Annotated in this window: 11 protein-coding genes; 2 read left to right on the top strand and 9 right to left on the bottom strand. The window is 55.8% G+C overall.

Annotated elements, in window-relative coordinates:
* The first annotated feature begins 42 nt into the window (after positions 1 to 42).
* Positions 43 to 2,304, top strand: coding sequence for a 5-methyltetrahydropteroyltriglutamate--homocysteine S-methyltransferase (gene metE / locus AL479_RS08395; RefSeq protein ID WP_061075756.1), 2,262 nt, complete (start codon positions 43 to 45; stop codon positions 2,302 to 2,304).
* A gap of 68 nt (positions 2,305 to 2,372) precedes the next feature.
* Here metE and AL479_RS08390 read toward each other — a convergent pair whose 3' ends face one another.
* The 9 genes from AL479_RS08390 to AL479_RS08350 form a co-directional block, all read right to left on the bottom strand.
* Positions 2,373 to 3,263 (bottom strand): LysR substrate-binding domain-containing protein, encoded by an 891-nt coding sequence (locus AL479_RS08390; RefSeq protein ID WP_061075755.1) that lies wholly within the window; start codon positions 3,261 to 3,263, stop codon positions 2,373 to 2,375.
* Positions 3,264 to 3,336: 73 nt separating this feature from the next.
* The gene (locus AL479_RS08385) at positions 3,337 to 4,560 is read right to left on the bottom strand and encodes a cytosine permease (protein WP_061075754.1); all 1,224 of its coding nucleotides are present in this window, start codon (positions 4,558 to 4,560) and stop codon (positions 3,337 to 3,339) included.
* Positions 4,561 to 4,584: 24 nt separating this feature from the next.
* Positions 4,585 to 4,980 (bottom strand): hypothetical protein, encoded by a 396-nt coding sequence (locus AL479_RS08380; protein WP_061075753.1) that lies wholly within the window; start codon positions 4,978 to 4,980, stop codon positions 4,585 to 4,587.
* A 13-nt stretch (positions 4,981 to 4,993) separates the two neighbouring features.
* A complete protein-coding gene (locus tag AL479_RS08375) occupies positions 4,994 to 5,953 on the bottom strand; it encodes a carbamate kinase (protein WP_061075752.1) in 960 nt (319 codons plus the stop codon).
* Positions 5,950 to 7,371: a DUF1116 domain-containing protein gene (locus tag AL479_RS08370; protein ID WP_061075751.1), complete on the bottom strand. Its 1,422-nt coding sequence runs from the start codon at positions 7,369 to 7,371 to the stop codon at positions 5,950 to 5,952. Before AL479_RS08370 ends, AL479_RS08375 begins: the two co-directional genes overlap by 4 nt.
* Positions 7,368 to 8,927 (bottom strand): acyl-CoA synthetase FdrA, encoded by a 1,560-nt coding sequence (gene fdrA / locus AL479_RS08365; RefSeq protein ID WP_061075750.1) that lies wholly within the window; start codon positions 8,925 to 8,927, stop codon positions 7,368 to 7,370. Before fdrA ends, AL479_RS08370 begins: the two co-directional genes overlap by 4 nt.
* An 89-nt stretch (positions 8,928 to 9,016) precedes the next feature.
* Positions 9,017 to 9,877 carry a DUF2877 domain-containing protein gene (locus AL479_RS08360; RefSeq protein ID WP_061075749.1) on the bottom strand — a complete coding sequence of 287 codons (861 nt, stop codon included), beginning with the start codon at positions 9,875 to 9,877 and terminating at the stop codon, positions 9,017 to 9,019.
* Between the two features lie 5 nt (positions 9,878 to 9,882).
* Entirely contained in the window at positions 9,883 to 10,551 is a 669-nt protein-coding gene (locus AL479_RS08355) for a cysteine hydrolase family protein (protein ID WP_061075748.1), read from the bottom strand.
* Between the two features lie 280 nt (positions 10,552 to 10,831).
* Positions 10,832 to 11,641, bottom strand: a complete 810-nt coding sequence (locus AL479_RS08350; protein ID WP_061075747.1) for a dienelactone hydrolase family protein — start codon at positions 11,639 to 11,641, stop codon at positions 10,832 to 10,834.
* 260 nt (positions 11,642 to 11,901) lie between these two features.
* On the opposite strand from AL479_RS08350, the gene udp reads away from it, so the two are divergent.
* Positions 11,902 to 12,663, top strand: coding sequence for a uridine phosphorylase (gene udp / locus AL479_RS08345; protein WP_042998824.1), 762 nt, complete (start codon positions 11,902 to 11,904; stop codon positions 12,661 to 12,663).
* Positions 12,664 to 12,667: the final 4 nt, after the last annotated feature.

Genomic DNA, 12,667 nt, shown 5'->3' with positions numbered 1-12,667 from the left:
ATCTGGACGGCTAAAACCTGCAAATTTTCTAAGAGGCATACAATGACAATACTGAATCACACCCTCGGTTTTCCTCGTGTTGGCCTGCGTCGCGAGCTGAAAAAAGCGCAAGAGAGCTACTGGGCGGGCAATGCGACCCGTGAAGAACTGCTGGCGGTGGGCCGCGAACTGCGTGCGCGCCACTGGGATCAACAAAAGCAAGCGGGTATCGATCTTCTGCCGGTCGGCGACTTCGCCTGGTACGACCATGTTCTGACCACCAGCCTGTTGCTCGGTAACGTCCCGGCTCGTCATCAGAACAAAGACGGCTCCGTCGATATCGACACTCTGTTCCGCATTGGTCGCGGTCGTGCGCCGACCGGCGAACCGGCGGCAGCGGCAGAAATGACCAAATGGTTTAACACCAACTATCACTACATGGTGCCGGAGTTCGTTAAAGGTCAGCAGTTCAAACTGACCTGGACACAACTGCTGGATGAAGTGGACGAAGCGCTGGCGCTGGGTCACAAGGTGAAACCTGTGCTGCTCGGCCCGGTGACTTATCTGTGGCTGGGCAAAGTGAAGGGCGAGTCGTTCGATCGTCTGAGCCTGCTGAAAGACATTCTGCCGGTTTATCAGCAGGTGCTGGCGGAACTGGCAAAACGCGGCATCGAGTGGGTGCAGATCGACGAACCTGCGCTGGTGCTGGAACTGCCGCAGGCGTGGCTGAATGCCTTCAGACCGGCCTACGATGCGCTTTCCGGGCAGGTGAAACTGCTGCTGACCACCTACTTTGAAGGGGTGACGCCTAACCTTGATACCATTGCCGCGCTGCCGGTACAGGGACTGCACGTTGACCTGGTCCACGGTAAAGATGACGTGGCAGCGCTGCACAAACGCCTGCCGACTGACTGGCTGCTGTCTGCAGGGCTGGTCAATGGACGTAACGTCTGGCGTGCCGATCTGACAGAAAAATATGCCCAAATTAAAGATATCGTAGGCCTTCGCGATCTGTGGGTGGCCTCGTCCTGCTCACTGCTGCACAGCCCGATCGACCTGAGCGTTGAAACGCGTCTGGATGCGGAAGTGAAGAGCTGGTTTGCCTTCGCCCTGCAAAAGTGTGGTGAACTGACGCTGCTGCGCGATGCGCTGAACAGCGGCGATACCGCCGCCATCGCCGAATGGAGCGCCCCGATTCAGGCGCGTCGCCACTCAACCCGCGTGCACAATGCGGCAGTGGAAAAACGTCTGGCGGCCATCACCTCACAGGACAGCCAGCGGGCGAACCCGTACGAGGTGCGTGCTGAAGCTCAGCGTGCGCGCTTCAACCTGCCAGCGTGGCCAACGACCACTATCGGTTCTTTCCCGCAGACCACTGAAATCCGCGGCCTGCGTCTGGACTTCAAAAAAGGTCAGCTTGATGCCAACAACTACCGCACCGGCATTGCGGAGCATATTAAGCAGGCGATTGTAGAGCAGGAGCGTCTGGGCCTGGACGTGCTGGTCCACGGCGAAGCCGAGCGTAACGACATGGTGGAATATTTTGGCGAGCACCTCGACGGTTTCGTTTTCACCCAGAACGGCTGGGTGCAGAGCTACGGCTCTCGCTGTGTGAAACCGCCGGTGGTGATCGGCGACGTCAGCCGTCCGGAAGCGATCACCGTGGAATGGGCGAAGTATGCGCAGTCGCTGACTGACAAACCGGTAAAAGGCATGCTGACCGGCCCGGTGACCATTCTCTGCTGGTCCTTCCCGCGTGAAGACGTTACCCGCGAAACCATCGCCAAACAGATCGCGCTGGCACTGCGTGATGAGGTGGCAGATCTGGAGGCGGCAGGCATTGGCATCATTCAGATTGATGAACCCGCACTGCGCGAAGGGCTGCCGTTGCGTCGTAGCGACTGGGCCGCTTATCTGGCGTGGGGTGTGGAAGCGTTCCGCATCAACGCGGCGGTGGCGAAAGACGATACCCAGATCCACACCCACATGTGTTACTGCGAGTTTAACGACATCATGGATTCTATTGCCGCGCTGGATGCCGACGTGATCACCATTGAGACCTCACGTTCCGACATGGAACTGCTGGAGTCGTTCGAAGAGTTCGACTATCCGAACGAAATCGGGCCGGGCGTGTATGACATTCACTCGCCGAACGTCCCGAGCGTAGAGTGGATTGAGGCGCTGTTGCAAAAAGCGGCACAGCGTATCCCGGCTGAACGCCTGTGGGTGAACCCGGACTGCGGCCTGAAAACCCGCGGCTGGCCGGAAACCCGCGCCGCGCTGGCGAACATGGTGAAAGCCGCGCAGAATCTGCGTCAGGCATAATCTCCGTAGGCCGGGTAAGGCGAAGCCGCCACCCGGTCGTTTGCCCGGTAGCGTGACGCTCACCGGGCCTACAATGCGCTGTTCAGTTTGAGCAGATAATCAATGCACCACTGGCACACTTTTCCCATACCGTCTGAACGTGCGGCCAGGAACAATTTGGTCGCATGTTTATGTTCACGCATCGGTTTTTTCAGCAGTTTTCCGCTATTGAGCAACGGTAGCGCTAAATGATGGGGAATGTAGCCAATCCCCACATTCTGCTCGATGAGAGCAATCGCTGTCGTGAAATCAGGAACAAACAGCGGCTTTTGCCCCTCCAGTAGCCAGGCCTGTAGTGGCGTAAAATTTACCGACGTATCGCGAATACACACCGCTGGATACTGGCGAAGCTCGGCATTTTCCAGTGGATGATGTTCCCTGGCCAGCGGGTGCTGTGGGCTCACGACAAAATCCCACTCCAGTTGGCCGAAGGGTTCGCTGATTACGCCCTCGGTACTCGGAACGGCATGCGGCGCACCAATCACCAGGTCGGCTCGTCTGCTGTAAAGTGCATCCCAGCAGCCGTTATAAACCTCAAGACAGACCGTCAGCGTGGTTGAGGCAAACTGATGTTCGAAATCGCGGATAAAGTCTACCAGCAACGAGGAGGGGATGATGTTATTCACCGCGATAGTCAGTTCGCGTTCAACACCGTCGTGGATCAGGACAGTGTTGCGCTTGAGTGCTTCCATATCGCCGAGAATGGTTTTGCTGTGTTCAATAAAATAGCTGCCCGCAGGCGTGATTTCGATATAGCGGCCTTTACGCGTGAATAACACAACACCCAGACTTTCTTCCGCTTTTTTAATGGTATAGCTGATGGCGGAAGGCACCTTATTCAATTGCTCAGCGGCGACGGTGATGCTCTGGTGTCTGGCGACCAGATGAATCACGCGCAGAGTTTCGTCGGAGATGAACATAACGCTTCCCGTTTGGCAGAGGGGCTGGATCGATAGATCCAGCCATGATGAATTCGCCAATTATACCCGGGAATTATCGATGTTGACTCAGACGACTTAACAACACATAAGCGATGCAGGCCACAACAATGGAATCCACCGAAGGAATGGTCGTCAGGGTGAACACCCCGTTTACCGTCATAAAGCCCACCGCTGCTCCGAGGATCCAGGCCACAAAGGTGAGTACTTTCACCTGTGGCTCCTGCGTCAGAACCGCCTCCTGATAGCCGTTTCGGCGATAGAGGAAAAAGTCAGCGATATAAATCCCGGCGACCGGCGGCGTTGCGATCCCCAAAAACAACAGGAAGGGGATAAACCACGCCATAATGTCCAGACTGCCGACGATGGCGGATAAAACGCCCAGCGCAACGGTTATTTGCCATTTCGGGAAGCGGGTCAGCAGCGTGGAAACCACCAGCGTTCCCTGGAACATATTCCCGGCATTACCCGTGACGCAGGCAAAAATCAGCAGTAGCGCTGCGGGTAAGACGGCGCCAAATACGGCCATTGCGCCAAGTAATGACCCCTGACCGCTGAGGGCGCTGGGGGTCGCGCCAGCCCAGTAGAGCAACGGATAAGCGATTAAAAACGTTGTGCCGGCGGCAATCAGCGCATGTTTGCGGTTATGCACAAAGCTGCCGAAATCGGGCAACGTAGCGACCAGCACAATAATCGTTCCGACGACCGTAGAAACGGCGACTCCGGTGTTCATACTGGTCAGGGTGGCAGGCGCAGCAACGTCGGTGTGCGTCGCCACATAGAGGATGTAACACAGCACCAGGGCGATGACGGGCACGGCGATCTGCGCCACTTTTCCCAGAACCTCAAAGCCAAAGGCCGTAGAGGCGACGAAAATAAGGCAACCTGCCGCGACCAGTAGCGGTAAAGGAAGCGTCATACCGTGTTGCGCCAGCAAATCATGTACGGAATGACCAAACATATTGGCCGTCACCGCAATCCAGCCAAACAGACTGATTGCCATCAGAATATTGATGGCAATCGCCCCTTTCTCACCAAAAGCATATTTCACGATCCCGTAGGTGGGCAGACGGGCCTTTTCACCTACGCTGATGGTGATTGCAGAAAGAATGGTCAGGATTAACCCGCCCAGCAGTACCACGCTAATCAGGTTGCTGCTGGACAACTGATTGCCAAGGCTGGAGGACGACAACAGAACTGGCGTTACCGCGATACCCAGCAAAATCATGGCAATACGTAAACCTGATGCCGTGTTGAGACTCTCTTCTGTTTTACGCATATCTTCTTCCCTCTGAAACGCGTGTTACGCGGTATGGAAATGTCCGGTGTATTTACGCCAACTTCCCAGTTTAGTGATTTCTCGCTGACCCTCCGTGAGCCAGTTTTCGGCGAGAACGCCGAGAACTTCGCTGCCATCTTCCAGTTTGACTTTACCAATCGCCAACCCGGCGGGTTCGCTTACCAACAGATCAGCAAAGCTCGCCAGCGGTAGCGACCAAATTTCCAGCTCAACATGGGTGCCGCCTTCTTTCACACGAATCATGCCGGGGTGTCTGTCGTGAATACTCCACAGACGGTAATGTGCGTCGGTGCGATCTTCACGGACAAAGACACCGCCCGCTTTTAGCATATTCTTGTTCAGTTCCAGGCCGCGCATCAGTGTGCCGTTCACGGCCAGCAGGGTGGTGGTAGTCATCATTATCTCCGTTAAATTAAGGGGTTATCCAGGTGCCGCTCTGATGTGCCAGCGCCGCTTTGATGGCCTGTGGGCTGGTGATCAAACCGTGGGCATCTTTGCCCTGTTGCCGACTGGCGTTCACGAAATCGAGGATCGCTTCCACCTTCGGCTGCATGCTACCGACGCCAAACTGGCCTTCCTGTAAGAGTTTCTGCGCTTGCGCGACGCTGAGCGTGTCCAGCCATTGCTGTTGTGGTGTGCCAAAGTGAATCGCCACTTTTTCCACGCCGGTAGGAATGACCAGTAAATCCGCCCCTAACTGACTGGCAAGCAGCGCGGAAGCGAGGTCTTTATCAATCACCGCCTCCACGCCAGTGAGCTGCTGCTGTTCATCGCGTACGACCGGGATCCCACCACCACCACAGGCGATGACGATATAGCCCTGTTGTAATAACTGTGCGATGGTCGCGGACTCGAGGATTTCCAGGGGAGCCGGAGACGGTACCGTGCGCCGCCAGCCGCGACCCGCATCTTCCATAAGCGTCCAGCCCAGTTGCTGTTGCCGTTCCCGAGCCGTAGCCTCATCAAGAAAGGCTCCGATGGGTTTGCTGGGGTTGGTGAATGCGTCGTCGTGAAGGCTGACCCGTGTCTGGGTAACGAGCGTTGCCACGGGCTTATGAATGCCGCGGCGCGCCAGCTCGTTATGCAACGCTTTCTGAAACATATAGCCAATCGCTCCCTGGGTATCGCCGACGGCGTAGTCCAGCGGTACCGGAGAGATTTCGCCGCTTGCTAATTCAGAGCGGCGCAGAATAAAACCTACCTGCGGGCCGTTGCCGTGGGTCAGCACGATATTCCAGCCGGCTTCGACCATGTCGGTGATGTGCTTAATGCTTTCCATGACGGCAGCGTACTGATCGGGAATACTGTTGCGCCGTTCGTCCAGGATCAGCGCATTGCCGCCAACGGCGACGACAGCCAGTGGCGTACTCATGGTTTATCTCCTCTGGCGACGGTCTGCGCCAGTGCCGTTATCGCGTCGACAAAACAGGACATTGGTGCGGTGGTAATTCCTGCGCCAATCTGGCCGATACCGGCCTGCTTGTGGGCTATCCCCGTGTTGATGACGGGTAAAATGCCGCGATCGGCGACTTTACGTGCGTCGATACCCGCCGCGGTGGGCGCGAAGTTGAGGGCTGGTAAAGTAAAGGCCGGATTACCCCCCAGCGTAATGGACTGCATACGACGACTGTTGTTGGTGGCATCGGCTGGCGTACCGCCGACGAATTTCACAATTGCCGGGGATGAGGCCATCGCAAATCCGCCCACGCCAGCGGTTTCCGTAATCGCGCTGTCGCCAAGATCGGCAGCGGCGTCGTTCACCCCGTAACCCGGGAAGAACAGTCCCTCGACGGCATTCGCCGGAGCCTGAAACCAGCGCTCGCCGGTGCCGGAAAGTCGAATCCCGAAGTTCACGCCGTTGCGGGCCATCACGGTGACCATCGAACTGAACGGGACATTCGCTGCGGCATCCATCATGGCTTTACAGGCTGCCATCGACAGATTAAGGAAGAAATGGTCATTGCCCGTGATGAATCCCACGACGCGCTGGACATTTTCTGACGGCAGATTGCAGGCCAGTAGTGCCGGAAGCAGACGCTTGATGAGCAGTCCGGTGGCGGCAGCATTGCGGTTATGGACTTCGTCCCCCATATGCAGCGCTTGGGCCATCAGCGGTTTTAGTTCCAGTTCACCCAGTTTTTGCACTGCGGCTTTCAGTGCGGGAGCAAGCTCATCACGCATCCAGCTCAGACGGCTGAGTACCTCTTCATTATTGGCTCCGAAGCGGAGCACTTTACCCAGTCCTTCGTTGAAGTTGCTGAACGTACGCTGACCGTTCGTCTTGTTTTCGATCACCCACAGAGGCATTGAGGGGCTGATGATTCCCGCCATTGGCCCCACGGCATGGTAGTGATGGCAGGGCTCAAGGCTGATTTCCTCTGCCAGTATCTGACGTTCCGCGTCTTCAGGATGGGTCGCCCACCCTTCGAATAACATCGCGCCGACAATGGCTCCTTTTACCGGACCACACATATTTTCCCAACGAATCGGCGGGCCAGAATGGAGAATCAGCTTACGTGCTGCCATTTCCGGAATGGCGGTGCTGGCCGGCATCACATCTACCCACACCGGTTGTGCGTTGAGATAGCGCGCCATTGCAATCTGGTTCGCCTGTTCAATCAATGGATGGCGCAATAGCGAAGCCAGATCCAGACCGGCATCAATATTCCCTTGTGCCGGGGGTTGCCAGGTCAGCGCGATCGCTTCTCCGCCGACTTTCTGAATATTGTTGGCAAAACTTTGTAGCCCGGCATTCACAACCTTTAACGGCTGATTAAATAAGGTATTCATGCGCTTACATCCTTTTTCTGAACCTGAATCTGTATCACGGTACTGGCCCAGGCTGCGGCCTGCGCGTTGCTATCGGCGATCATCACGCCCGCCTGTCGTAATGCGTTGGCCTGACGGCTTTGTTGTTGCGGATCGCTTTCCGTACCGCAAACATGTGCGATCAGCAGCGGTGACGGCTGAGTACCTACACGAGCCAGGATGTCCAGCAGCTCAGTCGCCGGGGCTTCAGATGCGCCATAACCGAGTACCAGATCGAACAGGACGACGGCCGTCCGGGGATCGTTGATTTCAGCCAGCAGACGCTGATTACGCAGCGTTGGATCGATCATCGGATGCGGTTTTCCCCGGGTAAAATCATCGTCGCCCATGTCAATGAGCGTGTGGCCGACGCTCTGCCAGATGTCGGTAAGCTTATGGTTACTGGAGACCGGCGTATTGGATGAGGCGGTAAAACCGTTCTGCTGACAGATCAGTTGTGCTTCGTAGCAGAAGGTGCCGCCGGCAAATACTCCCCGGATTGCCTGACGCGTAGCAGGCAGGCGTTGGCAGGCCTGATGTAACAGGGCAGCATCCTGTGTTGAGGATGCTATCTGTGTGTCTGGTAGTGGTTGATGGTTGAGTAACGCGACGGCGAGATCGGCGGCGCTGGCAAGCGTGGTCGCCGCCGTGATGTTCGGACGCGTAATCTCCTGCGGGTCGGCACCGAGGAAATTCACCACCACCGGTTTGCTGGCTGACTGTGCCAGTTCAAGAATACGTTGTGCGACCTCAGGTGAAGGTGGTTTTGAGATCAACACAATCACCTGCGTGGCGTCATCTTCTATCAGCGCCTGCAGGCCAAACAGCATAGAGATCCCACCAATGGCTTCACTGAGATCGTGACCGCCGGTTCCGAGCGCCTGGGAGATCCCCGCCCCCAACTTATCAATACGGCAGGTCACTTCCTGTAAACCCGTACCGGAGGCGCCCACCACGCCAATGGCTCCGCGTTTTACCACATTGGCGAAACCTAATGGGATACCGTTGATGATTGCGGTTCCGCAATCTGGGCCCATAACGATAAGGTTGCGTTCGCGGGCGAGGGTTTTGATGGCTTTTTCCTGCCCGAGGCTGACGTTATCGCTAAACAACATAACGTTCATTCCGAGGTTCAGCGCCTTGATGGCCTCGGCGGCGGCATAGTCGCCGGGGACGGAAATCAGCGCCAGATTGGCGTCGGGGACTTTCTCCTGCGCCATCTCGAGACTCACCAGATCGGGCGCTTGTACGCCGTCGCTATTTCCCTCTTCGGGTTTGCTGGTCAGACGGTCCTCAGCAAGGGTAAGCGCTTCCGCGCAGATGTCCTCTGCGCCCATTACGGCGATCACCAGGTCGTTCGGGCCCGCGCTGATGCCGTCACTCAGTCCGGCATCTTTGAGCTGTTCAAGGTTGGTGGGCGTACCCATGACCACGGAAGCCTGTTGAATTCCGGGCAATGCGCTAATTTGCGCGGAAATCTGCATCAGGGATACGGAATCCTGATAGAGATTTTTAAAAATTTTATGCTTTACTTTCATTTAATTACGTCCGTTTTTATCACCCAAAGTTAAAATTTGGGTACAGCGAGTCCACGTAGCGACGATCGCAACGAGAAAGTGTCTTTTATTTAAAGATGTGCGTTCAGCGTTCTCATGCCATGCAGTAAGCCGGCGAGGCAGTCGACGCCTGACGTCGCGCCAAATTGCATGACCTGTTCGGCACAGGCACCGAGGATTTTCACCGGGGCACGGGCATTAAGTTGCTCCAGCAGATCGCAAATCGGCTGCGAGAAATGTCCCTGAAGCGCACGACTCAGGTAGTGGCGGCTGATATCTGTCGTGCAGAGCAGTTGTTGTTCAATCGCCTGTTGCAGTCTGCGCTGGTGCGCGGCAAGGCCGGTGGGCAGTTGCCAGGGCCACAGTGCGGCCAGATAGCCCAGCAGATAGTCATCCCCGTCCGGTGTGAGTCCCTTACCGTAACCAATCAACTGGGGAACCTGCCGCTCAAGTTGCTCTGCCGATTCCTGTACGCTGAGCCCCTGATGAAAGGCATTGCCCTGCCACTGCAGTGCACTTTCAACGTGATGCTCAAGGCAAAACAGCAGCAGTTGTGACGTGAGCGTCTGGTAGTCATACTCTCCCCATGAACCGGTTTTCAGATCCCGGCTTCCTCCGTGAAGTCCGGGCTGCCATACCGTTGCGGTCGCCAGTTCCACACAAAATTGTTGTGCATACAAAACGCCGTTGGCGAGGCGAAGAGGGTCGGAATCGACGATGTGTTGTCGCCAGTCCCAGTGTGCTGGCAGTACTATCCGCGCGGCATCGGCCAGATTCTGATACCTGTCTGCGCACAAAAGAGTGAGGCAAATGCCCTCTTCTGTGCGCAGGTTAAGCGCATGCTGAAACGCACTGTGAACCCGAAGCTCTCGCATTTCATTCGCTGGAAACAGATAGCCGAGCGACAGGGCAGAGAGCGTGACCGGGGTCATCTGCGTTAGCCTTTCAGCCCAGCAATGATGGCGTTAGCGTCGCTTACCCAACCAAAAATCGCCCCCTGAGCTTTGATCATCTCCAGCGCATATTTCTGGAATTCCGGGAAATAAGAGCCCACGCAATCTTCGGGAATGATGCACTCATAGCCGCGGTCATTCGCTTCGCGCACGGTAGTGTTCACGCACACTTCGGTTGTGACGCCACAGACAATCAGCGTTTTGATGCCGCGGTTTTGCAAAATCAGATGCAGATCGGTCTGGTAGAATGCGCCTTTCCCGGGCTTGTCGATGATCGGTTCACCCGCCACAGGGTAGAGCTCAGGAATGATGTCATGACCCGCTTCGCCGCGAACCAGAATACGCCCCATTGGACCGGCTTCACCGATGAACGTTTTACCGCCGCGCGTGAGTTTTGCTGGCGGACAATCGCTGAGATCTGCACGGTGCCCTTCACGGGTATGGATCACCATCAGCCCCTTACTGCGCGCCGCCGCCAACACCTTTTTACAGGGTTCGATTGCGCTACGGACGAATGACACATCGTTACCGAGGGCTTCGCCAAATCCACCGGCTTCAACAAAATCACGCTGCATGTCGATCATGACCAACGCAGTCGTCTGAGGATTAAAAGGCAGAGCAAAGGGTTGTGCCTGGAAAATCTGTTGCGTCATGATAAATCTCCTGTTCACAAAGTAAGCGATCCGTGTGTCTGTGATTGAGTATCCAGGAGAATGACGGCGTTAAACAGAAAAATAGTTTGGTGCTCAGTGACGAAAATTTTGCATACGCAAGGAAGGTCAGCGGCGGATGTGAAGGGGGTCATAGTGCGGCTGTCAGCGACAAAAATATTGATGCTGGATGCGAGTGTGAATAAAAAAATTGTCGCAAGAATGTGATGCAATACACTTAATGTTGGCAAGGATACCCCTGGCCTGCGCCAGGGGTATCACGTTATTTCTTACTTCCGTACTGCGCAAACCACGCCAGCATTCTTTGCCAGCCGTCTTTGGCGGATTCTTCGTGATAGCTCGAGCGGTAGTCGGCATTGAAGGCATGACCGGCATCGGGATAGACGACAATCTCCGTATTGGCGTTAGCGGCGCGTAAGGCCTGGCGCATGGTCTCCACGCTCTCCTGCGAAATACTGTTATCCTGCCCGCCGTACAGACCTAATACCGGGGCGTTCAGATCGGTCGCCACATCGACAGGGTGCTTCGGCGAATTCAACGACTTATCGCCAACCAGCTTCCCGTACCAGGCCACGGCGGCTTTCAGTTGCGGGTTATGCGCCGCGTACAGCCACGCAATACGTCCGCCCCAACAAAAGCCAGTGATCATCAGACGATGAACATCACCACCGTTGCGGGACGCCCAACTGGCGACGTGATCCAGATCGGCCAGAACCTGAGAATCCGGCACTTTCGCCACCAGACCGCTCAGTAGCGTGGGAATATCGGCGAAATCATTGGGATCGCCCTCGCGGAAGTAGAGTTCTGGCGCGATAGCCAGATATCCGTCCAGCGCCAGACGACGGCAGATGTCGCGGATATGTTCATGCACGCCAAAGATTTCCTGCACTACAATGACCACAGGCAGTGGGCCATCGCTCTTTTTCGGGCGTGCGTGAAACGCCGGCATATCGTCCCCCTGGGAAGGGATTGACGTAATACCCGCGACGATGGCGTCGTCCGGCGTATGAACTGAGGTAGAGGCAATAGGGGATGCTGCAGGTGCAAAACCGGTTTGTGGTGTTGATGTCATGGTATTCTCCGTACCCTTAGAAAAATAGCGCACTATTAACTATAGACAGCCTTTAACCATTCACACTGCCTCAAACGGCTCGCTTTTTGCGCAAAGAAAGAGAGAATCGGGCTATTAATGTGACATTAATCACTTTTTATCAGTAAATTTATGCAACTGAATTTCTCCATGGTGATGATTGTCACGAAAATATCTTAAGTCCTTCGGTAAAGTGTCTTTTTGCTTCTTCTGACATAAACCGAATCACAGAGGAGTTTTATATGTCCAGGTCTGACGTTTTTCATCTCGGCCTCACCAAGAACGATTTACAAGGGGCTACGCTGGCTATCGTCCCTGGCGATCCGGAACGTGTGGAAAAGATCGCCGCGCTGATGGAGAAGCCGGTTAAGCTGGCATCTCACCGTGAATTCACCACCTGGCGTGCAGAGCTGGACGGTAAAGCCGTCATCGTCTGCTCGACCGGTATCGGCGGCCCGTCTACCTCTATTGCGGTGGAAGAGTTAGCTCAGTTGGGCATTCGTACCTTCCTGCGTATTGGCACCACTGGCGCCATTCAGCCACACATCAATGTCGGCGATGTTCTGGTCACCACGGCGTCCGTTCGTCTGGATGGCGCGAGCCTGCACTTTGCTCCGATGGAGTACCCGGCAGTCGCTGATTTTGAATGCACCACCGCGCTGGTTGAAGCGGCAAAATCCATCGGCGCCACCACTCATGTGGGCGTAACCGCCTCTTCTGACACCTTCTACCCAGGCCAGGAACGTTACGACACCTTCTCTGGTCGTGTAGTACGTCGTTTCAAAGGTTCTATGGAAGAGTGGCAGTCAATGGGCGTGATGAACTACGAAATGGAGTCCGCCACGCTGCTGACCATGTGCGCAAGCCAGGGCCTGCGCGCCGGGATGGTTGCGGGCGTGATCGTCAACCGTACCCAGCAAGAGATCCCGAATGCTGAGACGATGAAACAAACCGAAAGCCATGCGGTGAAAATCGTGGTGGAAGCGGCACGTCGTCTCATCTAATTCT

Origin of the sequence: Citrobacter amalonaticus (genome assembly GCF_001559075.2) — a bacterium.
Classification (GTDB): domain Bacteria; phylum Pseudomonadota; class Gammaproteobacteria; order Enterobacterales; family Enterobacteriaceae; genus Citrobacter_A; species Citrobacter_A amalonaticus_F.
The sequence above is the reverse complement of the archived record's forward strand: the minus strand, read 5'-3'. Positions and strand labels throughout refer to the sequence as shown.

Bases quoted from the DNA above. Each gene is read 5' to 3' on its own strand.
- metE (WP_061075756.1), top strand. From the start codon at position 43: ATGACAATACTGAATCACACCCTCGGTTTTCCTCGTGTTGGCCTGCGT.
- AL479_RS08390 (WP_061075755.1), bottom strand. From the start codon at position 3,263: ATGTTCATCTCCGACGAAACTCTGCGCGTGATTCATCTGGTCGCCAGA.
- AL479_RS08385 (WP_061075754.1), bottom strand. From the start codon at position 4,560: ATGCGTAAAACAGAAGAGAGTCTCAACACGGCATCAGGTTTACGTATT.
- AL479_RS08380 (WP_061075753.1), bottom strand. From the start codon at position 4,980: ATGATGACTACCACCACCCTGCTGGCCGTGAACGGCACACTGATGCGC.
- AL479_RS08375 (WP_061075752.1), bottom strand. From the start codon at position 5,953: ATGAGTACGCCACTGGCTGTCGTCGCCGTTGGCGGCAATGCGCTGATC.
- AL479_RS08370 (WP_061075751.1), bottom strand. From the start codon at position 7,371: ATGAATACCTTATTTAATCAGCCGTTAAAGGTTGTGAATGCCGGGCTA.
- fdrA (WP_061075750.1), bottom strand. From the start codon at position 8,927: ATGAAAGTAAAGCATAAAATTTTTAAAAATCTCTATCAGGATTCCGTA.
- AL479_RS08360 (WP_061075749.1), bottom strand. From the start codon at position 9,877: ATGACCCCGGTCACGCTCTCTGCCCTGTCGCTCGGCTATCTGTTTCCA.
- AL479_RS08355 (WP_061075748.1), bottom strand. From the start codon at position 10,551: ATGACGCAACAGATTTTCCAGGCACAACCCTTTGCTCTGCCTTTTAAT.
- AL479_RS08350 (WP_061075747.1), bottom strand. From the start codon at position 11,641: ATGACATCAACACCACAAACCGGTTTTGCACCTGCAGCATCCCCTATT.
- udp (WP_042998824.1), top strand. From the start codon at position 11,902: ATGTCCAGGTCTGACGTTTTTCATCTCGGCCTCACCAAGAACGATTTA.